We start from the raw sequence: 22,418 nt of genomic DNA on the forward strand, positions 1-22,418 counted from the left end.
GTGACGCTTTCCTTCTCTTGTGTGTAGGCCAGCCAAATGGTTTGGCGGTGGTGTGGGGTGAGGCGGGTGTTTTTGTGCATGTTCATGTTTCAGTATTCTCCTGGAAATACTGTAAACAACGCTACTGATTTCTACATCACACAAATAAAATAGAATCAATTGCAAATCTTTCCCTCTGTTCTTAAAAGAACACGAATTCCAGGTTAACTCTGACGAAACACCCTGACAGCTTAGAATTCTGTGGAATTGACATAAAATTTAGGGCTGACCTACGTCAGCCCCTATTTTTGACTATGTAATATATTGAGCAATTTTACTTCGTAAATTCCAAACACAATAATAAAAACCAGTCGCTTAACATATCAAGCAACTGGTTGAATTAATAAACCAAAAACTATTTATTAATCATTGTACAAGCAGATGACTTACTTTGCGCCTCACTTGCAGTTTTGCACTCATAAATAGTACCCGCAGCAGTAATATATAGTGATTTAGTATAACCATTTTGTATAGGCTGAAGATATATGTAGTAGGTGTTAATATCTGAATTATCTGTTAGAGCCGATACAAAATTATATCTACGTTTTGAGTCACTATTCTTACTGTTGATCAATGTAGCAAGACCTGCAGTTGAATAACTACCATTATTACGTAGTTTATTCTGCCTCATTTGAGCAACTATGTCTAATAAATGATTTTTAGCGGCAGCTAAATGCGTCTTTTCAATATGAGACTGATACGATGGCATCGCAATAGCGGCTAATATACCGATTATGGCTATAACAACCATCATCTCTACAAGTGTGAAGCCTCTCGTTTTCTTTTTCATTGACCATTCCTATTATTTACCAGAATATTCAACGTAAGACTGTAATGTAACCACAGTATTATTATTAGATCCCCATGCGCGAGCTGTTACACGGAAAACATTCTTGTAGTTTTGGTCGGCAATTTCGCCCAGACGTTCCACCATATAACAAGCGTTATTAGTATTAGACGATTGATTCTTCAAACAGTGCCTACCTTTGTTCGCTTCATTTAGATTGACGGTATCACTCCGTTTCCAAACAGGTGTAGAACTAGATGCCTTACCACCACAAATACCATCTGTACAAGAGTCACTATTGGCTACAGCAGCAAATGCTTTATTTTGTTCAGCTACAATACGTTGTTCGCCATTCCGTAGTGCCTGTTCAGCGAGAGAGAAGGCGTATTTCCTATCTGCGTCATTTGAACTAATACGCATTTCCGTATTGGTTGATTGCATACTGGCAACAACAATTAGTGCGATAACCAGCATCATAATTAGTACAATGAATAGAGTATACCCTTGTTGTTTTTGAGTTATGATTGATTTGCGCATACGTTTCCTCCACGAACATTAGCTCTAATTAAATATTGGTTAACAGTACCATACGTATTCGCATTGTCATTAAGCCGTAAGCGCATTTCAAGAATGGTTGGCAACATAGAAATACGAGCTACATCAGGAGCATTTCCTAATGTTGTACGGTTACTAGAGAACGTTACAGAAGTATTGGCATTGTTGCAGCCTGCATATAATTGATGGATATCCATTGTTTGAATATTAGAAACCATCAACTGAGGGTTACCCCATGAACCACTTGGAGTAAGGGTAAATCGATATAAAGCATCAGCCGTAGTATTAACATTGGGAATTCGACCAATAACGTAGGCAACCCCATATACTTGGGATAGAGTGGTTTGCGGAAGATAGAAAACATCAGGACCACTAAAGTGAGAAATAATTGATCCCCCACCAAATCCAGATCCAATTACTAGGTCATTCCCATTATTGGTAAGGGATCTACCGTTACCAATATACATGCGGCCACAAGAAGATAGAGCAATAGGGCCACCAGCATTAGCAACATCCCTTAATTCTTGGGGCGCGTCTTTTGCTGTAGGGTTAGTTACTTCTGTAACAGGAGCAAGATTTTGCCCATATACGAAAATTAATGCTGGGGAAGAATTACTTGGGACGAATCCAGAAATATTAAATGTATTTTTGGCCGTATTGGCATCCATTATACTAATTCCACTGTAAGCCGGGTCTTCTAAGACCAGCTTAAAGTTTGCAGTACTAGATTGAAAGCCTTCAGTAGAATGAGGTGATGCAGGCATCTGTTTTTGCACTAAGTTCCCCATATTAAAGCAACCAAAGGAACCAGCCATTTGGGCATCCCTGAGAATCAACTCCGATGCATTACGCAGATCTTGCTGTGCAGCTAGACGACTTTCAGAATTTGTACGCATTCTGCTGGTGATGCCATACGTAATACCAATAGCAAGTAGAACAACCAATGCCAAAGAGCTGGCTACCAGGAATTCGATCAAGGTAAACCCATGTGGTTTTAACTGAGAATTTGGAATACGTGATTTGCTCTTTTTAGAGCGGTATAGATGATATTTCATAATAATTTAGTCTCCTACAACCGCACTATAGCTATATTGAAAGTCATCAGAATTTTGATTATCCCCATTACTTTCTGTCCATTTCACTTCAATTGAAGTAGTAGGCGTGCTACCTGAGGTACTAGTAATTGCATATGAAATGCCGGTTGCATTGGGTAATGCATTTTTCAACTCGGCGGCAAATGCATCAAGCTGGCACTTAATAAGATCCTCGCGTTTAACACCGTTTGGGTTAGACGAGTTACCGCATATAGCAACATCAACAGCAGATGATGTAGGCGTAATATCTTGTTTTGGTTTATTATAATCGGTATAGGTGAATTTGGTTGTAGCAGCTAAATGAGTACCAACATTATTGATTACATCCGGGTTACTTAACATACCGGCGGACAGATTCTGCACAGCCTGAGCAACACGGGTTTGCATTTCTGCTTCGCGGACATTGCCCACAGATTTTAATTGTGCAAGCATAAGAGCCATAATGCCAAATGCCATGATAAATACAGAAATCAGCACTTCTAATAGAGTACTACCTCGATTTAAATATACTGGCTTTAATATGAATTTATAATTCGACATATTGTTATTCCTTCACGCTTTAAGATAAAGCACAATAATTTGCATAACTGCTTGCAGTTAATGAATTGAATTCGGAAGGCGTCATATTCCCATTACAAGTTATCACACGACCACTTGGCGCAATTAAAGCCATACGCACATGCTTTCCATCACTTGCCGCTATTCTGATGTAGTTAGATGTGTATGTATATTGACCGTTAGATTGGCCAACACCAAAAGTACCATTTGGCATAAAGATAAAGCGGGTTTTATCGGTTGTCGGGTTGCTGAGGGCAATATCAAGACTACTAATTGTTATTGATTCATTATTAATCAATACGGAGCGTAAATCTGCATCATTACTGGAATTTACTATGCCGCTTTCGTAATCATTATTACCATTCTTATCAATGAATGCCAATAAGGAATTGCCACCTTTATCGCAGCCATTATTGGGTTTGGCATCGGATTTAAGCTTAACACCACCACAAATGATTACAGGGCTGTTTCTGCGTACAGCCTCAGTCCTGGCAAACCGGAAAATTGTGGTAATTTGGCTTATTCTATTTCCTAGTTTTTGTGTAGCGATAAAATTACTCATGCTGGGCATGGCGATTGTAGCCATAATCCCGATCAGAGTCAGGGTAATCATCAGTTCTATCAGGGTAAAGCCCTGTGTATATTGTCGTGTCTTCATAGCCATCACTTTAAAATGGGAAATGGGGCACAAAATAGGCAAATTGATTAAGATTGTTCTTATTCTTCAGTGAAGTAAGTATGCCCAGTATGTACGGCGTTGTCAAATTTACTGAATTCGCCGGTAAACACCAGCGGGATTTTGCCGGTGGGGCCGTTACGGTGCTTGCCGATGATGCATTCGGCCATACCTTTTTTGTCGGTATCGGGGTGGTAGTATTCATCACGATACATAAACATAATCAGGTCGGCATCCTGTTCGATGGCACCGGATTCGCGCAGGTCGGACATCATGGGGCGTTTGTCGGTGCGGGATTCAACGGTACGCGACAGTTGTGAGAGAGCGATAATCGGAATATCCAACTCTCTGGCCAACGATTTAAGCGAACGGGAGATTTCCCCCAATTCTGCTGCGCGGTTATTGCTGTTGTGGCCGGTGCCGCTCATCAACTGTAAGTAGTCGATAACCACTAGCCCCAATTTACCTTTTCTTCTGGCCAATCGGCGCACTCGGGCGCGGACTTCCAGCGAATTTAAGGCAGGGGTTTCGTCGATAAAGATGGGGGCGTCTGACAGTTTGTGTAGAGCGTCATTGAGCCGAGCCCAATGTTCGTCTTGCAATTGACCGGTTTTGAGTAAGCCCTGATCCAGCCTCCCAACCGAACCGAGCATACGCATTACCAGCTGCACCCCGCCCATTTCCATCGAGAAGATGGCAACGGGCAGGTGCGTACTGATAGCGACGTTTTCCGCGATATTCAATGAAAAAGCGGTTTTCCCCATTGCCGGCCTTCCAGCAACGATGATGAGATCGCCGCCGTGCAACCCGGCTATTTTTTTATCTAGATCAATGAATCCGGTTGGAATACCGGTTACATCATCTTTATTTTCCCTTGAGTAAGCCTTGTCGATTTTGGCGACGGCTTCTTTCAGCATGGCAGGCATCTCTAAAAATTCGTGTTGCACTCTGCTGGTGCTTTCAGCGATTTTAAAGATTTTGGCTTCCGCCTCGTCCAACATCTGTTTGACGTCCCTGCCTTGCGGATTGTAAGCATTTCTAGCAATCTCTGTGCCAGCTTGCGCGAGCTGTCGCATGATGGAACGGCTGCGCACGATTTCGGCATAGCGCGAGATATTGATGGCAGAGGCGGTATTCTGTGCCAAATCCACCAGATAGCCGAAGCCACCGGCTTCTTCCAGCACTTCTTCGCGCTGCAACACCTCTTCCACGGTAATGGTGTCGGCCGGGCGATTGCGTTCAGCTAGGTGGGCGATGGCGCGGAAAATCAGGCGGTGTTCGTAGCGGTAGAAGTCTTCTTCCGAAATGGTGCCGGCAATGCGGTCCCAGGCGGAGGAATCCACCATCAGCCCGCCCAATACCGACTGTTCGGCTTCCATGGAGTGCGGCGGCAGGGCGAGGCTTTCGTTGTCTTGGTCTTGAATATCCATAATGGTCGGCAGCAAAGGCTACCTGAAAATATCGTTATTCGGTATGCGGCTTGGAGGCTATCAGAAACCGGCACGGTTTATTTTTCAGGTAGCCTCCGAAATTATGCGTATCAGGCAAGGCAGACTGACAAATTCCGTCACTTTTTCGCCTGAATACAGGGCGGATTCACAATGGTGCAGGCAGGCCGCTCAACCATCAATGCCATAATTCGGTTGCACCAATGCACACACCGGGCGGTGGCGGCGGCTGCGGTGGCGGCGGCCGGGGATGCGGCCGCATTCCTGCTCGGGGCTGTTGTCGGCGTAGCTGCCGCGTGCGGAGGATTTGCTGCGGCTATCTGCATTGCGGCCACGGCGGCTGTTGCGTGCTTCACGCGGCTCGCGTGTGTCGCGCGGGGCGTGTTCGGCAGCAGGACGGCTGCCTTCCTGTTGCTGCGGCCACCAGCGCGGTTCGAAGCCTTCAATCCGCTCCACCGGCAGTTCTTTGCCGATGAGTTCTTTAATGGCTTCAAACATTTTCTGCTCGTCTTCGTCCATCAGCGAGATGGCCACGCCCTCGGCACCGGCGCGGCCGGTACGGCCGATACGGTGCACATAGTCTTCGGCCTGGGTGGGCATTTCGTAGTTGATCACGAATGGCAGCTCGGCGATGTCCAACCCGCGCGCGGCTACGTCGGTGGCCACCAGCACGCGCAGTTCGCCGGCCTTGAAGGCGTTGAGCGTTTCCAAGCGTGTTTGCTGCGATTTATCGCCGTGAATTGGCGCCACGCTGAGGCCGCGCCGTTTTAGGTCGCGGGCTACCTGATCGACGCTCTGCTTGGTTTTGCAGAACACGATTACCTGATTGATGTGCAAATCCACAATCAGCCGCTCCAGCAGGTTGCGCTTCTGGGCGGTATCGATGGCGATGATGTGCTGCTCGACGCTGGCGCTGGCGGTGTTCTGCGGCGCGGTTTGCACCTGCTCGGGTCGGTTCATAAAATCCTGCGCCAGCTTGCGGATGGGCGGCGAGAAAGTGGCGGAAAACAGCAGGGTTTGACGCTGTTTGGGCAAAAGCTGCATGATACGGCGGATGTCATCGATGAAGCCCATGTCGAGCATGCGGTCGGCTTCGTCGAGCACCACGATTTCCACTTTATCCAGTCGGATATTTTTTTGCTGCACGTGATCCAGCAGGCGGCCCACGGTGGCCACCACGATTTCGCAGCCGGCGCGCAGGTCGGCAGTTTGTTTGTCCATATTCATGCCGCCAAACAGCACGGTGTGGCGCAGCGGCAGGTTTTTGATGTAGGCGGCGGTGTTTTGGTCGATTTGGTCGGCCAGCTCGCGGGTGGGGGTGAGCACCAGCATGCGCACCGGGTGCATGGCGGGCGAGGTGCTGGTGGTGGCGTAGCGGCGCAGGCGCTCCAGGCTGGGTAGCATGAAGGCGGCGGTTTTGCCTGTACCTGTTTGGGCGGCGGCCAGCAGATCGTGGCCGGCCAGCACTTTGGGGATGGCGGCGGTTTGGATGGCGGTGGGCTGCTCGTAGCCCTGGTCGGCCAGTGCGGCAGTGATTTCGGCGGAAAGGCCGAGATTGGTAAAGGGATTGTTCATATTTGCTCCGTGTGGCAGCTGCGCGGTGGGCGGCTGCGGGGAATGGGGATGGGCTTTGGCGGCAGTTTGGATGAATTTGGCCGGCAAAGGCTGAAGGCTACCTGAAAATATAGGCGGTAACGAAGTTAAAGCAGGCCGGCGATACGCTTGAGTTGTGCGCAAACCGGCACGATAAAATGCCACGAAAAGTGTTTCAAGAGTAGGCGGTTGCAGGGAAACCCGGCCGGAGGCTACCTGAAAGCGTGGGCTTCAACGAAATTCAAATAAAAGGCCGGCAATGCAAGATGCCGAACAAGCCGTATTGTGCCTGAAAAACCGGTTTTCAGGTAGCCTTTGCCGCGGCCTATTTCCAGATTTGCCGCGCATTCTGGCGCAGGTAGTCGGCATCGGAGAAGGTGGTGATCAGATGCGGTTTGAGGGCGATGAAGATGGCCGACAGCAGGCCGGTGAGGAAGGCTTCGCCCCAGGCAATCAGAAAGAACACCGGCAGCACGGAATTCAGCAGGATGGCGGTGGGAAAAGTTCCAGCCAAATACAGCAACACTCCGTTGGCCGCTGCGCTGAGCAAGATACCGGCCGCGGCGGCGAAAAAGCCGTTGAGGAAGATGTAGATAAACAGGTTGCGCGGCAGCCGCCGCACGATTTGCCGCGCCAGCGCCACGCCGGCCAGCGGCGGCACAATGCCGGCCAAAACTGTTAGCCCCGCCACGCTCAAATCGCCCACGCCTTGCCACAGCCAGATATAGGGCAACAGCAGCAATACGGCCAGGCAGAACGCTGCCGGAATGTCCACCATCAAGGCCAGCAAGCCGATACCCAGCAAATGGTAGCTCAACCCGCCCAGCATTCCGCCGGCCGGTGCGGCGCGCAGGCTCCAGCACAGCGCCATGATCAGCAGCCCAACCCGCGCCGCTTGGCGGTGCGTGCGCCATGTTGCCAAGGCCGGGCGCAGGGCAGCGGCAAACAATAGCAGGCACAGCACATCGGCGGCCAGCAACCAAGGCAGGGGAAACCAGTGAGCGGGGAAATTCATGGGGTTAGCAGCTCAGATTTGCCAATCAATCGGTGGCAGGCCGTGCTGTTGCAAATAGGCGTTGGCTTGCGAGAAATGGCGGCAGCCGAAGAAGCCGCGGTGGGCGGAGAGCGGCGAGGGGTGCGGCGCGGTGAGTACCAGATGGCGGGCGCGGTCGATAATTGCACCTTTTTTCTGGGCATGGCTGCCCCACAGCATGAATACCAAGTGTTCTCGCCCTTCGTTGAGCACGGCAATCACGTGGTCGGTGAAGGTTTCCCAGCCCAGTGCGGCGTGGGAATGAGCCTGTCCGGCGCGTACGGTGAGTACGGTGTTGAGCAGCAGCACGCCCTGCTCCGCCCAGCTTTGCAGACAGCCGTGTTTGGGAATTTGGAAGCCGGGAATGTCTTGCGCCAACTCTTTGTAAATATTCACTAGAGATGGCGGCACAGCCACGCCCTCACGCACGGAAAAGGCCAGCCCGTGCGCCTGATTCGCGCCGTGGTACGGGTCTTGCCCGAGGATGACCACGCGCACTTGTCCGAACTCGGTGGCACGAAAGGCGTTGAATACGTCGGCGGCGGGCGGGTACACAATCTGCCCGGCTGCGCGCTCGTTGTGCACACTATGGATGATGTGTTGGAAATAGGGTTGCTGTTTTTCCGCACCGATGGCTTCGTGCCAAGTTTGCATGGGGTTTCCTTATGAAATGAGTGAGGCTACCTGAAAATAAGCGGGATGCCTTGGGAAAGGCTACCTGAAAACAGAAAACGCTATTTTCAGGTAGCCTTATTGGTTTACATCAGCCAGCCTGTTGGGGTAACAGATCGGTTTTCACGCAGACGTAGGAAGCCAGCGATAACACGGAACACATACCAAGCCCCCACTAAAGGCAAAATTAGGAAGCCGACAAGCACAAATAGCAAAACGTAGCCAATAGCACTGCCAATGACCGTTATCCAAAAAGTCTTCAACAAAAATTGAATGTGATCGAAATAAATCGTACCGCGCAGCTCATTGCGTTTAGCGTAAGCCATAATGACACCGCCCAAAGTGGGCACAATGCCAAAGCCGAACATACCCAATGCATACAATGCGTAGATAACGTAAAGATAGGACACATTGCGCTCTTCTCGCGACATATTTGCCAAATCGGGTACAGCGAGCTCCGCAATGGGATCAAACGGCTTGCCGCCACGTTCCGACTGTTTATTATCCATCATTCATTCCTTAATATTTTGATTATATTGTGTATTTATTTATACGGGTTAATGCGTATCCAGCTCGGCAAAACCTTTCACCAGATTGTCGATCTGCTTGAGCTGGCTCAAGAAAGGCTCGAGCTGGCTTAAGCGCAGGGCGCAGGGGCCGTCGCACTTGGCCTGCTCGGGATCGGGGTGGGCTTCCAAAAACAGCCCGGCCAGCCCCACCGCCATACCAGCGCGCGCCAAGGTAACAATCTGCTCGCGCCGCCCGCCGGCCGAATCGCTGCGTGCGCCGGGCTGCTGCAGGCTGTGGGTTACGTCGAAAAACACCGGCACGTTCATCTGCTTCATGGTGTCGAAGCCGAGCATGTCCACCACCAAGTTGTTGTAGCCAAAGGCAGAGCCGCGCTCGCACAAGATGATTTTATCGTTGCCCGCTTCCAGGCACTTATTGATGATGTGACGCATTTCGTGCGGGGCGAGGAATTGCGCCTTTTTCACGTTGATAATCGCGCCGGTACGCGCCATGGCGTGCACCAAATCGGTTTGGCGGCTCAAAAAGGCCGGCAGCTGTAAAATATCGGCCACCTCCGCCGCCGGTGCGGCTTGGTAGGGCTCGTGGATATCGGTAATCACCGGTACGTTGTAGGCTGATTTAATATCCGCGAGCCATTGCAAACCCTTTTCCAAACCCGGTCCGCGGAAAGAATGCAAGCTGGAGCGGTTGGCCTTGTCGAAGCTGGCTTTGAACACATAGGGAATATCCAGCTTGCGGCAGATTTCCACATAAGTTTCGGCAATTTCCATGGCCAAATCGCGGCTTTCCAGCACATTCATGCCGCCGAACAAAACGAAGGGGCGGTGGTTAGCAATGGTGAAGGCGTGAAGCGGGATTTGCGAAAGAGCGGTTTGCATGGCGTGTGTCCGTTGTTTGGTTGAATGAAAGATGACGCGATTATAGCGGAAAAGGGCGGAATGAAACGGAAGGCTACCTGAAAACGAGGTTGCCGAAGGCAGACGAGTTTCTGCGAAGCTAAAACGAGTTTGCTGAAAGCAGACGAGTTTCTGCGAAGCGGACCGAGGTTGCCGAAGGCAGCCGAGCTTCCGTGAAGCTAAAACAAGGGTCAAGCAGTCTATCTATTTTCAGGTAGCCTTTTTTGGGAAAGGCAGGCAAACCAATGAATTGCCTGCTGCGTAGTCTGCCTGCACTAGGCTTGGTGTCGAGATTTGAGTACAATGCGCCACATTAAGGTAATGCGTTTGCTGCAAGCAAACACACCGCCAGCCGCCGCCGGAACCGCAAGCAAACAGAGGCTGGCGTTTGCTTCAGCCCGGCCGACAGCGCGCCCTCGGGGTGCAGAAAGTGGAACATGACCAAAGCAAAAACAACGCCGATTTTACCGCCCGCCATGCTGGGCATTTTGGGCGGAGGCCAGTTGGGCCGGATGTTTACCGTGGCCGCCAAACAAATGGGCTACGGCGTAACCGTGCTCGATCCCGACCCCAATTCCCCCGCCGCCGCCCTGGCCGACAAACACATCTGCGCCCCGTATGACGACCTCGGCGCGCTGGCCGACCTGTCCACTTGCGCCGCCGTTACCACCGAATTTGAAAACGTCAATGCCCAAGCCATGCGCGCCCTGGCATTGGAAACCCGCGTGTGCCCCAGCGGCGACAGCGTGGAAATTGCCCAAAACCGCATTCAGGAAAAAGCCTGGATAGCCAAGGCCGGCCTCCAAACTGCGCCTTATCTGCCCGTTACCCAAGACGCCGACCTCACCGACGAAGCTGTCGAGCCGCTGCTGCCCGGCATCGTCAAAACCGCCATGCTCGGCTACGACGGCAAAGGCCAAGTGCGCGTGTCCAGCCCGGAAGAAGCCCGCGCCGCCTTCAAACAACTCGGCGGCGTGCCCTGCGTGCTGGAAAAAATGCTCAACCTGCATTCCGAAATTTCCGTAATCGTGTGCCGGCTCAACAGCCAGCAGGTGAAATGCTTCCCGCCCGCCGAAAACCGCCACGAAGACGGCATCCTTGCTTATTCCATCGTGCCCGCCCGCCTGCCCGACGAAGTTCAGAAGCAGGCGCAGGAAATGGCCTGCCAGCTGGCCGAAACCATGAATTATGTCGGTGTGCTGGCCGTGGAAATGTTTGTTATCGGCAACGACCACAAACTGATTGTGAACGAAATCGCCCCGCGCCCGCACAATTCCGGCCACTACACCCTGGATGCCTGCGCCAGCAACCAATTCGAGCAACAAGTGCGCCTCATGTGCGGCCTGCCGCCTGCCGACACCCGTCTGCTCTCCTGCTGCAGCATGGCCAACCTCTTGGGCGACATTTGGCTGCCCGAAGGCAAAGTAAACTGGCTGCCGCTCCTGCAACGCCCCGACGTACGGCTGCATCTCTACGGCAAAAAAGACGCCCGCCCGAAGCGCAAGATGGGGCACTTCACCGTGCTTTCTTCCCAGTCTGCCGACATCGCGTTTATGCTTGCGCACAAACTGCAGCGGCAGCTGCAGCGCAAAGGAAATTAGCACATGCCAACCTAACAGGGCCGCCGGAAACGGCGGCCTTGTTTTTCAGGTAGCCTAAGATTCTCCGGCAAGGCGGGCAATGCCGTATCATATTGGTTCAGAGCGGCTATAATCACCCAGTTACCAACCGGAAAGGAGAAATCATGCGCGTACCTGACCATCCCCTTCTCGCCCCCTACAAAGCGGCCATTCTCGCTGCCGAGAAACCCACTGCCGAAATCATCCTCGAGCCCTGCAGCAATCTGACCTTGAGCCAGAGCAAAATCGGCGGGCTGCCCTATCTGCCACCTGATGCCGAATACCCGCGCAACCCCTACCGCCAGCCGCTGACCCTGCTTGCACAAATCAACTTCGCCGAAATGCCGCCGCTGCCGGATTTTCCAACAAGCGGCATCCTGCAATGGTTTATCAACCTGCATGGCTTCTTCAATTGTTGGGGCTTAGATTCCAAAAATCCTCTCAACCAAGACGGTTTTCGTGTGCTGTATTATCCCGAAGTGCTGCAGGATGACGCGCTGGTGCAGGACTTCTCCTTTTTGGAAAACGTTCCGCCCGTGCCGCCGCCCAAGCGCAGCCTGTGGCGGCGCATTAAAGACTGGGGCATGGAGGGCGAAAACCATCCCCCGTTCGTTCATCCCTGTGCCATCCGTTTCCAATCCGGCAGCCAGTTTCCTTCGTTTCAAGACTGCACCCTGCACCTGCGCGGCGAAGGCGTGCCCGACATCACTTACGATAATTACGAACACGACGACGAAGCCGTCTGCGATGCCTATACCGAATTCGTATTTGCCGAAAGCGCCGCAGACAAACACGGCTACTACAACGGCGGCCACCGTATCGGCGGCTATCCCGAGTTTACGCAGGAAGACCCGCGCGCCCCGGTGCCCGCATTCCGCGAATACGTGCAGCTGATGCAGCTCGACAGCGACGACAAACACACCATGTGGGGCGATGCCGGTGTCGGCCACCTGTTCATCCATCCCGATGACCTGCGCCGCCGCGATTTTTCCCGCGTGATGTACAGCTGGGACTGTTGTTGAGCGGCCGCGACCCCGCAACTGCGGGCGCCCGGTGCCCCTGCACGCATTTGCCGCCATGTATAGCGGATTAAAATAAAAATGCTGCAAAGCGGCAGGCCGCAGGGCGTACAGTCCGTACCAGGCAGGCCGGCACGGCAGCATGGCGATTTTAGACCGCTATAAAAGGCTACCTGAAATTTTCAGGTAGCCTTTGTCTTTTCCAAATTCAGGCATGGCTTTGCTTTGCCGCGTTGGCAGCAGCTCGCCGCCTTGCCTTGATTTTTGTTAATCCCGGTGTTGCCATACTTGCCTGCTGCAACGTAAAAGGCTACCTGGAATCTTCAGGTAGCCTTTATCTTGCCCAATCCGTTTACAACACGTTTTGCGGCCTGCCTTCGGCGAAGGCGGTGATGTTGGCTTCAAGGATTTCGGTCATATTGAGCAGGGCTTCCTGGCTGGCCCAGGCGATGTGCGGGGTGACGATGAGGTTGGGCAACGGGGCGAGCAGTGGATTGCCTTGGCGCGGCGGCTCTTGGCTGAGCACGTCGAAACCGGCACCGCCGAGCCGGCCTTGTTGCAGGGCGTCGAATACGGCTTGTTCGTCGGCGAGGCCGCCGCGGCCGGTATTGATAAGGATGGCGGTCGGTTTCATCAGACGCAGCTCGGCCTCGCCGATCATGTGGCGGGTGTGCTCGTTGAGCGGGCAGTGCAGGGAAACGGCATCGGCCTGCTGCAGGGCTACCTGAAACGGGGTGTAGCCTTCGCGCACGGCGGCGGCGTGTTTGTGTTCGCCCCAGATGACTTTCATGCCGAAGGCCTGGGCGTAGCCGGCGAGGGTGCGGCCGATGTTGCCGCGGCCGAAGATAGCGAGGGTTTTGCCGCCGAGGTCGTGCATGGGGGCGTTGAAATGGACGAATTGGGGGGATTGCTGCCAGGCGCCGGCGGCGATGTCGCGCATGCTGGCGGGCAGGCGGCGGATGAGGGCGAGCAGCATCATGAAGGCGTGCTGGGCCACGCTTTCGCTGCTGTAGTTGCGCACATTGCACACGGTAATGCCGGCAGCTTTGGCGGCGGCCAGGTCGATGTGGTCGTAGCCGGTGGCGGCCACGGCGATGAGTTTGAGCTGGGGGTTGGCGGCGAGGTGTTCGGCACGGATGGCAACTTTGTTGGTGATGGCGATTTGCGCGCCGGCGAGGTGGGCGTTGGTTTGCTCGGGCACGGTGGCGGAAAATTCTTGCAGGGTGTGGGGGAAGTGGAAAGAGAGCGGGCGGGCGGGAAGGGTGTCGCGGTCGAGAAAGACGATGTGCATGGGCGGCTCCTTGGAACAGGGGTGGAAGACGATATGGCCTGCAGCGAGTATAGCGCGAAACCGGGGCGGGCGGGAAGGCTACCTGAAAATCTGCACGGCCTGTTTTCAGGTAGCCCTTATCGGCTTTCGGCGGCCTGTGCGGATGGCATTGAAATGGCAATTTACCTTGGCCGCAACGCGGCCGCGCACGGTTCCATTTTGTGGCGGCTATGTTTTCAGGTAGCCTTCACAGCGGCTATACTGCCGCTTTTCCCGATTTTCAGTTTCAAAACATATGAGTTGGTCAAACGTTTTTCTAAGCGCACACTTTCTGCTCACGCTGGGCATTGCCCTGCGGGTGATTTACGCCCGCCGTTCGAGCAGTGCGGCGCTGGCCTGGCTCACGCTCCTGTTTGCCTTCCCGTTTGTGGGCGTGGCGGCCTATCTGCTGATCGGCGAGCCGAAGCTGGGGCGTTTGCGTGCGGCGCGCCGGGCGGAGCTGCAGGCCTTCCACGATGAATTTGCCGACCGTTTCCTGCCGCCCGAAGCCGCGCCGGTGGCGGATATCCGGTTCAGCCAGTTGGCGCGTTTCGTGCAGGATAGGGCGGGCTACGCGCCCACCGGCGATAACGGCGTGCGCCTGCTGGCCGATACGGACGAGATTTTGCAGGCTTTTGTGGACGACATCGATGCGGCGCAGCATTGCTGCCTGCTGGAGTTTTATATCGTGGAAGGCAGCGGCCGGGTGGAGGCGGTGCTGGATGCGCTGATGCGCGCGGCGGATCGCGGCGTGCGCTGCCAGCTCCTGGCCGACTCGCTGGGCAGCCAGGGCTTTTGGCTTTCAGACTGGCCGGAGCGGCTGCGCGAAGCCGGGGTGGAGGTTACCCCCGCCCTGCCCTTCGGGCTGATCAGCTCGCTGTGGGTGCGCGCCGATTTGCGCAACCACCGCAAAATCTTGGTGGCAGACTACCGCATTGCCTATACCGGCAGCTACAACTTGGTCGACCCCAAGCTCTTCAAGCAAGGCGCGGGCGTGGGCGAATGGGTGGACGCGGTGCTGCGCTGCGAAGGCGTGGCGGCGCAGGAATTGGCGGCGGTGTTCTATGGCGATTGGGCGGTGGAAAACGCGCACAACCTCAATGCCACCCTGGAATACCTCAGCGGCTACCTCAGCGGCTACCTCAGCAGCACGCCCGAACGCTTCGCCGGCAGCGGCACTGAAATCGTGCAAGTGCTGCCCTCGCACCCGGGCGGCGATACTTCGCTGGTGTACGATGTGCTGGCAAACGCGCTGAACGTGGCGCAGGAATCCGTAATCATCAGCACGCCCTATTTCGTGCCGGACGAAGCCTTGCTCAACACGCTCACCATGACCGCCCAGCGCGGCGTGGAAGTGACCCTGATTCTGCCCCGGCGCAACGATTCGCGCCTGGTACGCTACGCCAGCAGCGCCTACTATCAGCCGCTTTTGGATGCGGGCGTGAGGCTGAAAACCTATGGCGGCGGCCTGCTACACACCAAGGCGGTGGTGGTGGACAACCGCTTTGCCCTGTTCGGCACGGTAAACATGGATATGCGCAGTTTCTACCTCAATCTCGAAGTGAGCCTTGCCCTTTATTCGCCCGACACCGTGGCTGCCGTGGCCGCGCTGTTGCAAGGCTACCTGAAAGACTGCGAAGAAGTGGAGCTGAAAAAATGGCAGCAGCGCCCGCGCATCCGCCGCTTTGTCGAACGCTGCGTGCGGCTGGCCAGCCCGTTGCTGTAGGAGGGCCAAACCATTGCCTTTGGCCATGACAAATTGGCATCTTTACCAAAACCGAAGGCTACCTGAAAACGATTTTGTATCGCCGCACTTGGGGCGGAAAATTGTTTATGTTAAGATAAGCACATTCTTTTATAGTGCATGAATGGAAACCAAGACAAAACGCCGCATCGCAGATAGTGCCAAGCAGTGTCGGCAAAGCGGTTAAGGCAGTACTTTTTTTGTTCATCTGCTATAATAGACCTTTCCCTTCAACTTTATACAAAGGATCCAACCATGAAGAAAACATCCGTATTTGCCGCTTTGATTGCAGCTTTCGCTTTGACCGCCTGCGGCGACAACTCAGCTCCGACTGCTGCCTCTGCCGCTTCCGCAGCTTCCGCTCCGGCTGCTTCTACACCCGCTGCCAGCGACGCTGCTTCTACCCCGGCTGCTTCCGCACCTGCTGCCTCTGCATCTAATGCTTCTGCCGCCGCCTCTGCCGGCGAACACTGGTGCCAGCCTTGGGAAAACAAAATTGAAGAATACTTGGCCAGCATCAAAGACGAGCAACGTCGCAAAGAATTTGCCGACATCTACGCTCCTCTGCGCCAGAACATGAAAAACATCCAGGAAAACATGATGAAAACCACTCCCGAACAGCGTAAGCAGGAGTGTGATGCTCTGATGAGCCAGCTGGAAAAAGACATCGCTGAAGATATCGAAGACGCTAAATCAGGCGAATAAACCCGATTGCAGCCGTATTGAAGACACCGCCGGAAAGCCCAGCGGTGTTTTTATTTGCCAGATTGATAGGCAAGATTTCAGGTAGCCTTGGTTTGGTTTAAAGGCTACCTGAAACTCATCGCACCATTGGAATAGTAATCCCTTCATACCAAGCGCTAGGCTGCAGGCAATACCAAACACAGCCAGGCAAGACAAAGCAGCAGGAAGGGATACATTCAAGATATCGGATTCAAAACCCGGGCTAACACTGATGCACAACAACAAAATCAGGGCGCATAGTGTGTGGTGCGGAACGCACGCAATTCAATCTGACAATATGGTTTGCAGCTCTCCACCTACACCCTGCCCCGCCAAAGGCTACCTGAAAACCGTGTGCAGGCTAATGTTGCTTCACAGGCAATTTGATATGAGGCTTGGCGGGTTTGGCTGGCGCTTCCGGAGCGGGAGCGGGGGCGGCTTTGAGGCCGAGTTCGATTTGTTGCTCTTCGCTGAGCAGGTTGCTCCAGTCGCCGTTTTTATACCATTCGGGGCCGTCGGTTTCGATGGGGTGCTGGATGCGCTCGCAGCCGTTGCCGCATTGCAGGTCTTCGGCGCGGCAGTATTTGTCGCAGCCCCAGCAGATGCGTTCGGGGTGTTTGGGGAAAATGGGAAATTTTTTGGCCATGATGTGTGTCCTTATTAGCGTGGTTTGAAACATGGCGGCGTGGGCTGGAAGCGGAATGCCTGCAGCTGCGGCGTTGCTCACTGCTACAGCAAACATTCCGTTTTCATTGGCGCTGCACTTTGCGCACCTGCGAAATGGCATATAGGGCGCTGATGATTTGCTCCAACTGCCCGAGGTTGGATACTTGCAGGCTGAAGCTGAATTCGATAAAGCCTTCGCTGTTTTCCTGGGCGGAGCTGAGGGTATCGACCGATTCGATGTCGGCGCCGTGCCCGGATACGGCTTGCGCCATGGCGGCAAGCAGGCCGTGGGCGCGTTTGGCGGATACGGTGATGCCGGTGTGGTAGGTTTTCTTTTGCTCGATGCCTTCCCAGTTGGCATCCAGCTGCTGTTCGGGCGGGGCTTTGAGGATGTTGGGGCAGGTGTCGCGGTGGATGATGAGGCCGTGGTCTTTCACCAGCAGGGCTTTGATGTTGTCACCGGGGATGGGGTGGCAGCAGGAAGCGAGTTGGACGCGGCCGCTGTCGCTGCTGCCCACGCTGATGGCGATTTTCACGCCGTTGCCCTCGGGTTGGCGGCCGGCGATTTCGGCAATGTGCATGGCCACGGATACGGGGGCGAGCCTGCCCATGCCCACGTCGTAGAGAATATCTTCGAAGCTGGTGTTTTTGCGGCTGAGGTCGTCGAGGTAGCTTTGCTTGAGGTCTTCGGAGAGCAGGAGCTCTTGCGGCAGCAGGGCGGTGAGGGCGCGTTGCAGCAGCTGTTCGCCCAGGCGCACGGCATCGCTGCGGTCGATGTTTTTGAGTTTGTTGCGGATGGCGCTGCGGGCGCGGCCGGAAATCACGAAGTTGAGCCAGGCCGGATTGGGGCGGGCGGTGTTGGAAGTGATGATTTCCACGCTGTCGCCGGTGCGCAGGCGGGTGCGCAGGGAAACCATGTTGTTGTTGACGCGGGCGGCGATGCAGCGGTGGCCGATGTCGGTGTGCACGGCATAGGCGAAATCCACCGGCGTGGCGCCTTCGGGCAGCACGAGGATTTTGCCTTTCGGCGTGAATACATACACTTCGCGCGGGAACAAATCCACCTTCACGTGCTCAAGGAATTCGATGGCATTATCGCCTTGGGCTTGGAAATCGAGGATGTTTTGCAGCCATTGGTGGGTGCGTTGGGCGGCGGGGTCGGTTTCGGGATTTTTGTAGAGCAGGTGGCTGGCTACGCCTTCTTCGGCCACTTTGTCCATTTCGCGGGTGCGGATTTGCACTTCGATGGGCAGGCCGAAGGGGCCGACCAGGGTGGTGTGCAGGCTTTGGTAGCCGTTGGCCTTGGGGATGGCGATGTAGTCTTTGATGTGGCCGGGCTTGGGCTTATAGAGGCTGTGCAGCGCGCCGAGGGCGGCGTAGCAGGCGGGGATGTTGTTGACGATGACGCGGAAGCCGTAAATGTCCATCACTTCGGAAAAACGCAGTTTTTTGTCCTGCATTTTCTTGTAGATACTGTAGAGGTTTTTTTCGCGGCCGCGGATTTTGGCTTCGATGTTGGCGCTCACCAGCCGCTGGCTGAAGGCGCTCAATACTTTGCCCACCACGTCGCGGCGGTTGCGGCGGCTGGCTTGGCGGGCGCGTTCGAGCACGGCGTAGCGGTTGGGCAGCAGGTATTTGAAGGAGAGGTCTTGCAGCTCTCGGTAGGCATGGTTGAGGCCGATGCGGTTGGCGAGCTGGGCGTAGATTTCCAGCGTTTCGCGGGCGATGCGTTGGCGGCTGTCGGGCTTTTTAGCATCCAGCGTGCGCATGTTGTGCAGGCGGTCGGAGAGCTTGACGATGATGACGCGGATGTCTTTGGTCATCGCCATGATGAGCTTGCGGAAGCTTTCGGCCTGATGCTCGGCCTGGCTGTCGTATTCGAGTTTTTCCAGCTTGGAGAGGCCGTCCACCATGTCGGCAATGGCCTGGCCGAATTCGGCGGCGAGCTCTTCTTTGCTCGTGCCGGTGTCTTCGAGCACGTCGTGCAGCACGCCGGCGCACAGGCCTTGGGCGTCAATATGCCATTCAGCCAGCTGCTGGGCCACAGCCATGGGGTGGGTGATGTAGGGCACGCCGCTGTTGCGGAATTGGTTTTGGTGGGCGCGGATGCCGAAATCGCAGGCGCGGTTGAGCAGGCTTTGGTCTTCGGTTTTCAGGTAGCCTGCGGCGCGCAGCAGGGATTGGCGGCTGCGTTCGATGATGAGACGGTATACCTCGTTGATTTGCCGGCGGCACTGGGCAAGCTGGGCTTCTTGGCCGGCTTCGGCATCTGTGTGGATATGGGCGGCGATTTCGGCGCACACTTCGCCGAACGTGGACTGCAAAAAGGCAGGGTCGGCCTGTGTGCCGAGGTCTTCCATGGCAATTTGCACCAGCACCGCGCACAGGGCGTGTACGCGCTGCTTTTCTTCGGCCAGCGCGGCGGTGAGGCGGAAGGCGCGTTCGAGCCGCCCGGGTTGCCTCTGTTTGGCGGCGGTGTCGTGAATGTAAACGCAGGCGGCTTCGAGCAGGGCCCAGCGTTCCATTTTTTTCAGGTAGCCTGTTTGGGCAAACAGGTGCTCGCGCCAGGCGGTAATGGGGGCGGCATAATCGGCGCTGGGGGCAATCATGGCTATTTGCTGCGGGAGAGGATTTCTTCGCCGATTTGGCCGGCGGCGATTTCGCGCAGAGCGGTTACGGTGGGTTTGTTGTTGCGGATGTCGTCCACCAGCGGTTTGGAGCCGTTGGCCAGCTGGCGGGCGCGGTAGGCGGCGGCCAGGGTGAGGTTGAAGTGGTTGGGGATGCGGGTGATGCAGTCTTCTACGGTAATACGTGCCATGATGTGTTCCTTATATGTGGTGAATTAATGGGGTAAATGTTTTCAGGTAGCCTGCGGGCAGCTGGAGGCTACCTGAAAAATAAAATTAAGTGTTGTCGCCGCTGCCGAGCAGTTCGTTGAGGAAGGGCGTTTGGTTTTCCAAACGGCAACGCTGGGATTTGATGATGTGCAACAAGGCGGCTTCGGCGGCGGTAAGGTCGTCGTTTACCACCAAATAGTCGAACAGGCGCGCCTGCTCGATTTCGTTGCGCGCTTCGGCCAGCCGCACGGCAATCACTTGCGGGGCATCGGCGGCGCGCTGGCGCAGGCGCTGCTCCAAAGTGGCCAAAGATGGCGGGGCGATGAAGATGCTGTAGGCCTGCGGCAGCAGGCGGCGGATTTGCTCCGCGCCTTGGGTGTCGATTTCGAGGATAACGTCGACGCCTTGGCGGGTGAGGCTTTCCAGGCTTTGGGTACTGGTGCCGTAGTAGTTGCCGTACACTTTGGCGTATTCCACGAATTGGCCTTCTTCTATCATGCGCTCGAATTCGGGCACGCTGACGAAGTGGTAGTGTTTGCCGTTTTCCTCGCCGCGGCGCGGGGCGCGGGTGGTGTGGGAAACGGACACGCGGATGTCGGAATGGTGCTGCAGCAGCCGGGCGATCAGCGTGGTTTTGCCTGTGCCGGAGGCGGCGGAGATAACAAAAATATTGCCTTGCATGGTGCGGAAATTTTTTAGTTGAAATTCGGGCGTATTATCGCATAGCGCCCAAGGCTTTGAAAGGGCGGCGGCCAAGGCCGGGCACTTTGCCGGCACGCGGTTTTCAGGTAGCCTTTACTCAGGCGGGCTACCTGAAAACCGGAAATCCCCGCGCTTTTGCTTTTGCGGGAAACGGGGTAAAATCACGCTTTCCAAATCGGGCATTGCATCATGACCAAATTTATTTTCGTAACCGGCGGCGTGGTATCTTCCTTAGGGAAAGGTATCGCCGCCGCTTCTATTGCCGCCATCCTCGAATCGCGCGGGCTGAACGTTACCATGCTCAAGCTGGACCCGTATATCAACGTGGACCCCGGCACGATGAGCCCCTTCCAACATGGCGAGGTATTTGTAACCGAAGACGGCGCGGAAACCGACCTCGACCTCGGCCACTACGAACGCTTCATCGACGCCAAGCTCACCCGCGCCAACAGCTTCAGCGCCGGGCAGGTGTATGAAAACGTGATTGCCAAAGAGCGGCGCGGCGACTATTTGGGCGGCACGGTGCAGGTAATCCCGCACATCACCGACGAAATCAAACGCCGCATCCACGAAGGCGCGGCCAATAAAGACGTGGCCATCGTGGAAATCGGCGGCACGGTGGGCGACATCGAATCGCTGCCGTTTTTGGAAGCCATCCGCCAGATGCGCAGCCAGCTCGGCCGCGCCAACACCCTGTTCGTCCACTTAAGCTACGTCCCCTACATCGCCGCCGCCGGCGAAATCAAAACCAAGCCCACCCAGCATTCGGTAAAAGAATTACGCGAAATCGGCATCCAGCCCGACGTGCTCATCTGCCGCATGGACAGGCCGCTGCCCGAAGAAGAGCGGCGCAAAATCGCCCTCTTCTGCAATGTGGAAGAGCGCGCCGTCATCGGCTGCTACGATGCCGACAGCATCTACAAAATCCCCGAAATGCTGCACGGCCAGGGCATCGACGATGCCATTTGCGAGCAGCTCCAGCTCAACATCCGCCAGGCCGACCTCACCGAATGGCGCAAAATCGTGTATGCCATCGAGCATCCGAAGCACACCGTGCACATCGCCATGGTGGGCAAATATGTAGACCTGACCGAATCCTACAAATCGCTCAGCGAAGCCCTGAAACACGCCGGTATCCACACCGAAACCGAAGTGCGCATCTCCTATATCGACAGCGAAAACATCGAAACCGAAGGCACGGACTGCCTGAAAAACTTCGATGCCATCCTCGTGCCCGGCGGCTTCGGCGTGCGCGGCGTGGAAGGCAAAATCGCCGCCGCCCGCTATGCCCGCGAAAACAAAGTACCCTATTTGGGCATCTGCCTCGGCATGCAGATTGCGCTCATCGAGTTTGCCCGCCACATGGCCGGTATGGAAGGCGCCAACTCCACCGAATTCGATTTGAAAACGCCCTACCCCGTGGTGGCGCTGATTGATGAATGGCAAACTGCCGACGGCGCGGTGGAAAAACGCGACGAACACGCCGATTTGGGCGGCACCATGCGCTTGGGCGCGCAGGAAGTGGCGCTCGCCGACGGCAGCCTGGCCGCCGCCATCTACGGCAGCACCAACATCAAAGAACGCCACCGCCACCGCTATGAAGTGAACAACCGTTTCGTTCCGGCGCTGGAAAAGGCCGGGCTGGTGATCAGCGGCGTATCCGGCGGGCGCGAACGTTTGGTGGAAACCATCGAGCTGCCGCAGGGCACGCACCCCTGGTTCTTCGCCAGCCAGTTCCACCCCGAATTCACTTCCACCCCGCGCAAAGGCCACCCGCTGTTCACCTCGTTTGTGAAAGCCGCCTTGCAGCATAAGGAATAAACACAGGCCGTCGGCTTGAATAAAGGCTACCTGAAAAGCCCGCGAGGGTTTTCAGGTAGCCTTTTATAGTGGATGAAACAATATAGTGAATTAACA

21 protein-coding genes and 1 pseudogene are annotated in these 22,418 nt (G+C 55.1%); 5 read left to right on the forward strand and 17 right to left on the reverse strand.

Annotated elements, in window-relative coordinates; genetic code table 11:
* The 12 genes and pseudogenes from A7Q00_RS13970 to kdsA all read right to left on the reverse strand — a co-directional run.
* Positions 1-86, reverse strand: a pseudogene (locus tag A7Q00_RS13970) (IS481 family transposase); the annotation flags it as partial.
* 308 nt (positions 87-394) lie between these two features.
* Positions 395-829 carry a type IV pilin protein gene (locus tag A7Q00_RS01610; protein ID WP_064088906.1) on the reverse strand — a complete coding sequence of 145 codons (435 nt, stop codon included), beginning with the start codon at positions 827-829 and terminating at the stop codon, positions 395-397.
* 12 nt (positions 830-841) lie between these two features.
* Positions 842-1,363 carry a pilus assembly PilX family protein gene (locus A7Q00_RS01615; RefSeq protein WP_064088907.1) on the reverse strand — a complete coding sequence of 174 codons (522 nt, stop codon included), beginning with the start codon at positions 1,361-1,363 and terminating at the stop codon, positions 842-844.
* Positions 1,345-2,436: a PilW family protein gene (locus tag A7Q00_RS12640; RefSeq protein ID WP_082887699.1), complete on the reverse strand. Its 1,092-nt coding sequence runs from the start codon at positions 2,434-2,436 to the stop codon at positions 1,345-1,347. Before A7Q00_RS12640 ends, A7Q00_RS01615 begins: the two co-directional genes overlap by 19 nt.
* Positions 2,437-2,442: 6 nt before the next feature.
* Positions 2,443-3,015 carry a type IV pilus modification protein PilV gene (gene pilV, locus A7Q00_RS01620; RefSeq protein ID WP_064088908.1) on the reverse strand — a complete coding sequence of 191 codons (573 nt, stop codon included), beginning with the start codon at positions 3,013-3,015 and terminating at the stop codon, positions 2,443-2,445.
* A 19-nt stretch (positions 3,016-3,034) separates the two neighbouring features.
* A complete protein-coding gene (locus tag A7Q00_RS12645; protein WP_245637502.1) occupies positions 3,035-3,691 on the reverse strand; it encodes a GspH/FimT family pseudopilin in 657 nt (218 codons plus the stop codon).
* A 59-nt stretch (positions 3,692-3,750) separates the two neighbouring features.
* Positions 3,751-5,139 (reverse strand): replicative DNA helicase, encoded by a 1,389-nt coding sequence (gene dnaB / locus A7Q00_RS01625; RefSeq protein ID WP_064088909.1) that lies wholly within the window; start codon positions 5,137-5,139, stop codon positions 3,751-3,753.
* Positions 5,140-5,328: 189 nt separating this feature from the next.
* Complete coding sequence (locus A7Q00_RS01630) at positions 5,329-6,732, reverse strand: DEAD/DEAH box helicase (RefSeq protein WP_064089011.1); 1,404 nt, start codon at positions 6,730-6,732, stop codon at positions 5,329-5,331.
* A gap of 343 nt (positions 6,733-7,075) precedes the next feature.
* The gene (locus tag A7Q00_RS01635; protein ID WP_064088910.1) at positions 7,076-7,765 is read right to left on the reverse strand and encodes an energy-coupling factor ABC transporter permease; all 690 of its coding nucleotides are present in this window, start codon (positions 7,763-7,765) and stop codon (positions 7,076-7,078) included.
* Positions 7,766-7,777: 12 nt separating this feature from the next.
* A complete protein-coding gene (ung, locus tag A7Q00_RS01640; protein WP_064088911.1) occupies positions 7,778-8,437 on the reverse strand; it encodes a uracil-DNA glycosylase in 660 nt (219 codons plus the stop codon).
* A gap of 104 nt (positions 8,438-8,541) precedes the next feature.
* Positions 8,542-8,967 (reverse strand): DUF4870 family protein, encoded by a 426-nt coding sequence (locus A7Q00_RS01645; RefSeq protein WP_003824837.1) that lies wholly within the window; start codon positions 8,965-8,967, stop codon positions 8,542-8,544.
* A gap of 45 nt (positions 8,968-9,012) precedes the next feature.
* Positions 9,013-9,864, reverse strand: coding sequence for a 3-deoxy-8-phosphooctulonate synthase (gene kdsA, locus A7Q00_RS01650; protein ID WP_064088912.1), 852 nt, complete (start codon positions 9,862-9,864; stop codon positions 9,013-9,015).
* Between the two features lie 455 nt (positions 9,865-10,319).
* Between kdsA and A7Q00_RS01655 the strand changes: the two genes are divergently transcribed.
* Together A7Q00_RS01655 and A7Q00_RS01660 are read left to right on the forward strand one after the other, a co-directional pair.
* Positions 10,320-11,483: a 5-(carboxyamino)imidazole ribonucleotide synthase gene (locus A7Q00_RS01655; RefSeq protein ID WP_064088913.1), complete on the forward strand. Its 1,164-nt coding sequence runs from the start codon at positions 10,320-10,322 to the stop codon at positions 11,481-11,483.
* 143 nt (positions 11,484-11,626) lie between these two features.
* Positions 11,627-12,523 (forward strand): YwqG family protein, encoded by an 897-nt coding sequence (locus A7Q00_RS01660; protein ID WP_064088914.1) that lies wholly within the window; start codon positions 11,627-11,629, stop codon positions 12,521-12,523.
* A gap of 349 nt (positions 12,524-12,872) precedes the next feature.
* On the opposite strand, the gene A7Q00_RS01665 is transcribed toward A7Q00_RS01660, so the two are convergent.
* On the reverse strand, positions 12,873-13,811 hold the full coding sequence (locus tag A7Q00_RS01665) for a D-2-hydroxyacid dehydrogenase (protein ID WP_064088915.1): 939 nt from the start codon (positions 13,809-13,811) through the stop codon (positions 12,873-12,875).
* A 274-nt stretch (positions 13,812-14,085) separates the two neighbouring features.
* Here A7Q00_RS01665 and cls point away from each other — a divergent pair, with 274 nt between their 5' ends.
* Together cls and A7Q00_RS13915 are read left to right on the forward strand one after the other, a co-directional pair.
* Positions 14,086-15,555, forward strand: coding sequence for a cardiolipin synthase (cls, locus tag A7Q00_RS01670; protein WP_064088916.1), 1,470 nt, complete (start codon positions 14,086-14,088; stop codon positions 15,553-15,555).
* 273 nt (positions 15,556-15,828) lie between these two features.
* On the forward strand, positions 15,829-16,278 hold the full coding sequence (locus A7Q00_RS13915) for a hypothetical protein (RefSeq protein ID WP_064088917.1): 450 nt from the start codon (positions 15,829-15,831) through the stop codon (positions 16,276-16,278).
* A 379-nt stretch (positions 16,279-16,657) separates the two neighbouring features.
* Here the strand turns inward: A7Q00_RS13915 and A7Q00_RS01680 are convergent, their stop codons facing one another.
* The 4 genes from A7Q00_RS01680 to gmk form a co-directional block, all read right to left on the reverse strand.
* Positions 16,658-16,942, reverse strand: coding sequence for a DUF3079 domain-containing protein (locus A7Q00_RS01680; protein ID WP_064089012.1), 285 nt, complete (start codon positions 16,940-16,942; stop codon positions 16,658-16,660).
* Between the two features lie 103 nt (positions 16,943-17,045).
* Positions 17,046-19,571, reverse strand: coding sequence for a RelA/SpoT family protein (locus tag A7Q00_RS01685; protein ID WP_245637503.1), 2,526 nt, complete (start codon positions 19,569-19,571; stop codon positions 17,046-17,048).
* 2 nt (positions 19,572-19,573) lie between these two features.
* Complete coding sequence (gene rpoZ, locus A7Q00_RS01690; protein ID WP_064088918.1) at positions 19,574-19,780, reverse strand: DNA-directed RNA polymerase subunit omega; 207 nt, start codon at positions 19,778-19,780, stop codon at positions 19,574-19,576.
* A gap of 85 nt (positions 19,781-19,865) precedes the next feature.
* Complete coding sequence (gene gmk, locus A7Q00_RS01695; RefSeq protein ID WP_064089014.1) at positions 19,866-20,480, reverse strand: guanylate kinase; 615 nt, start codon at positions 20,478-20,480, stop codon at positions 19,866-19,868.
* A 210-nt stretch (positions 20,481-20,690) separates the two neighbouring features.
* On the opposite strand from gmk, the gene A7Q00_RS01700 reads away from it, so the two are divergent.
* A complete protein-coding gene (locus tag A7Q00_RS01700) occupies positions 20,691-22,322 on the forward strand; it encodes a CTP synthase (RefSeq protein WP_064088919.1) in 1,632 nt (543 codons plus the stop codon).
* The last annotated feature ends 96 nt before the right edge of the window (positions 22,323-22,418 follow it).

Source organism: Eikenella halliae, assembly GCF_001648475.1.
In the GTDB taxonomy this organism is placed as follows: domain Bacteria; phylum Pseudomonadota; class Gammaproteobacteria; order Burkholderiales; family Neisseriaceae; genus Eikenella; species Eikenella halliae.

What these genes read in the sequence shown, in the direction of transcription:
- cls (WP_064088916.1), top strand. Translation starts at nt 14,086, where the DNA reads ATGAGTTGGTCAAACGTTTTTCTAAGCGCACACTTTCTGCTCACGCTG.
- pilV (WP_064088908.1), bottom strand. Translation starts at nt 3,015, where the DNA reads ATGTCGAATTATAAATTCATATTAAAGCCAGTATATTTAAATCGAGGT.
- ung (WP_064088911.1), bottom strand. Translation starts at nt 8,437, where the DNA reads ATGCAAACTTGGCACGAAGCCATCGGTGCGGAAAAACAGCAACCCTAT.
- rpoZ (WP_064088918.1), bottom strand. Translation starts at nt 19,780, where the DNA reads ATGGCACGTATTACCGTAGAAGACTGCATCACCCGCATCCCCAACCAC.
- A7Q00_RS12640 (WP_082887699.1), bottom strand. Translation starts at nt 2,436, where the DNA reads ATGAAATATCATCTATACCGCTCTAAAAAGAGCAAATCACGTATTCCA.
- A7Q00_RS01615 (WP_064088907.1), bottom strand. Translation starts at nt 1,363, where the DNA reads ATGCGCAAATCAATCATAACTCAAAAACAACAAGGGTATACTCTATTC.
- A7Q00_RS01635 (WP_064088910.1), bottom strand. Translation starts at nt 7,765, where the DNA reads ATGAATTTCCCCGCTCACTGGTTTCCCCTGCCTTGGTTGCTGGCCGCC.
- dnaB (WP_064088909.1), bottom strand. Translation starts at nt 5,139, where the DNA reads ATGGATATTCAAGACCAAGACAACGAAAGCCTCGCCCTGCCGCCGCAC.
- gmk (WP_064089014.1), bottom strand. Translation starts at nt 20,480, where the DNA reads ATGCAAGGCAATATTTTTGTTATCTCCGCCGCCTCCGGCACAGGCAAA.
- A7Q00_RS12645 (WP_245637502.1), bottom strand. Translation starts at nt 3,691, where the DNA reads ATGAAGACACGACAATATACACAGGGCTTTACCCTGATAGAACTGATG.
- A7Q00_RS01685 (WP_245637503.1), bottom strand. Translation starts at nt 19,571, where the DNA reads ATGATTGCCCCCAGCGCCGATTATGCCGCCCCCATTACCGCCTGGCGC.
- A7Q00_RS01700 (WP_064088919.1), top strand. Translation starts at nt 20,691, where the DNA reads ATGACCAAATTTATTTTCGTAACCGGCGGCGTGGTATCTTCCTTAGGG.
- A7Q00_RS01680 (WP_064089012.1), bottom strand. Translation starts at nt 16,942, where the DNA reads ATGGCCAAAAAATTTCCCATTTTCCCCAAACACCCCGAACGCATCTGC.
- A7Q00_RS01630 (WP_064089011.1), bottom strand. Translation starts at nt 6,732, where the DNA reads ATGAACAATCCCTTTACCAATCTCGGCCTTTCCGCCGAAATCACTGCC.
- A7Q00_RS01665 (WP_064088915.1), bottom strand. Translation starts at nt 13,811, where the DNA reads ATGCACATCGTCTTTCTCGACCGCGACACCCTTCCCGCCCGCCCGCTC.
- kdsA (WP_064088912.1), bottom strand. Translation starts at nt 9,864, where the DNA reads ATGCAAACCGCTCTTTCGCAAATCCCGCTTCACGCCTTCACCATTGCT.
- A7Q00_RS01655 (WP_064088913.1), top strand. Translation starts at nt 10,320, where the DNA reads ATGACCAAAGCAAAAACAACGCCGATTTTACCGCCCGCCATGCTGGGC.
- A7Q00_RS01645 (WP_003824837.1), bottom strand. Translation starts at nt 8,967, where the DNA reads ATGATGGATAATAAACAGTCGGAACGTGGCGGCAAGCCGTTTGATCCC.
- A7Q00_RS01660 (WP_064088914.1), top strand. Translation starts at nt 11,627, where the DNA reads ATGCGCGTACCTGACCATCCCCTTCTCGCCCCCTACAAAGCGGCCATT.
- A7Q00_RS13915 (WP_064088917.1), top strand. Translation starts at nt 15,829, where the DNA reads ATGAAGAAAACATCCGTATTTGCCGCTTTGATTGCAGCTTTCGCTTTG.
- A7Q00_RS01610 (WP_064088906.1), bottom strand. Translation starts at nt 829, where the DNA reads ATGAAAAAGAAAACGAGAGGCTTCACACTTGTAGAGATGATGGTTGTT.